The sequence below is a fragment of the Paraburkholderia sp. EG287B genome, from assembly GCF_040965595.1.
In the GTDB taxonomy this organism is placed as follows: domain Bacteria; phylum Pseudomonadota; class Gammaproteobacteria; order Burkholderiales; family Burkholderiaceae; genus Paraburkholderia.
Window position 1 is genome coordinate 1 of sequence record NZ_JBFRCG010000070.1, and the last position, 1,429, is coordinate 1,429.

At 62.8% G+C, this 1,429-nt stretch carries 1 protein-coding gene; it reads left to right on the forward strand.

Annotated features, from left to right (window positions below; genetic code table 11):
- The first annotated feature begins 91 nt into the window (after positions 1-91).
- The gene (locus AB4Y40_RS42700; protein WP_368692979.1) at positions 92-1,420 is read left to right on the forward strand and encodes an IS4 family transposase; all 1,329 of its coding nucleotides are present in this window, start codon (positions 92-94) and stop codon (positions 1,418-1,420) included.
- Positions 1,421-1,429: the final 9 nt, after the last annotated feature.

The following is a 1,429-nucleotide window of genomic DNA, read 5'->3' on the forward strand; positions in this document are numbered from 1 at the left end:
TAATGCCGTTCAGTTAAGCAACTGAACGGCATTTTTGTTTGTGGCGAGCGCCTGTTGTAAACAGGGCGCGACGGTGTTAACTTTCGTCGCCATGCTGGTTGACGACCTTCCTCTTCTTGTCGATGCGCACCCGCCGTTCGAATGGGATCGGCTGGGCCAGCATCTGCCATATGAATGGATTGAACAGGCAGTTCAGGCCAGCGGCAGCGCCAGCATCCGGCGGCGCCGCCTGCCAGCGCAGCAGGTGGTGTGGCTGGTGATCGCGCTGGCGCTGTACCGGCATCAGTCGGTCAGTGAGGTCGTTGACGCCCTGGAGCTTGCTCTTCCCGCACCCGATGCGTCGTTTGTCAGCAAGAGTGCCATCGCCCAGGCACGACAGCGCACTGGCGCCGCGCCGCTGGCGTGGCTCTTTCACGAATGCGCCAGGAACTGGACTACCCAGGATCAGGCACACTACCTCTTCAAGGGATTCTCGCTGTTCGCCATGGACGGCACCACGCTGCGCACGGCCGACAGTGCCGCCAACCGCAGGCACTTCGGGGCGTCCGTGGCCGCACATGACCGGTTGGGCAGCTACCCCCAGTTGCGCGCCGTCACGCTGACTGCCATTCCCACGCACCTGGTGCGCGACGCCGAATTCGGCCCTTACGACGTCAACGAGATGATCTCGGCGCGCCAGCTTGTTCCGCGCGTGCCGGAGAACTCCATTACGGTGTTTGACAAAGGGTTTCTGTCGGCCCAGTTGTTGTGCAATCTGGTCTCGGGCGGCGCGAACCGGCATTTCATCATTCCAGCCAAGTCCAATACGCGCTGGGAGGTGCTCAGCGGCGAACCCGGCGACCAGATGGTGCGCATGCGTGTATCGCCCCAGGCGCGAAAGGCCTGTCCGGAACTGCCTGAGTTCTGGCAAGCCCGTGCCGTGCTTGCCGTCGATGCGCGTGGCCGGCAGCGGGTATTGCTCAGCTCCCTGTGTGATCGAGAGCGGTTCGAGGCAACGGACATCGTGTCCTGCTACGCACGTCGCTGGCAGATCGAGACCAGTTACCGGGAATTGAAGCAGTCGATGCTGGGCATGGAGTTGACCCTGCGCAGCCAGACCGTTGACGGCGTCTACCAGGAGTTCTGGGGCGCCCTGATTGCCTACAACCTGATCCGGCTGGAGGTGGCGAAGGCCGCGCTTGAGGCCGGACGCGCCCCCGGGGACCTGAGCTTCATCCGCGCGTTTCACACGATTCAGTATGAGATGTCATGGGCAGCCGTGACCCGCTCGTACGGCAAACTTCCTGCGCTGCTCGTGCGCCTGCGCCAGCGGCTCAAGCAGCTCGCCAACGAAAAACGGCCCGGGCGCTCTTGCGCACGGGCCGTCAAGTCCAGACCTTTCCGCTACACCGTTCGGTACCTGAAACGGGACCTTAACTGAACGGCATTA

Bases quoted from the DNA above. Each gene is read 5' to 3' on its own strand.
- AB4Y40_RS42700 (WP_368692979.1), top strand. From the start codon at position 92: ATGCTGGTTGACGACCTTCCTCTTCTTGTCGATGCGCACCCGCCGTTC.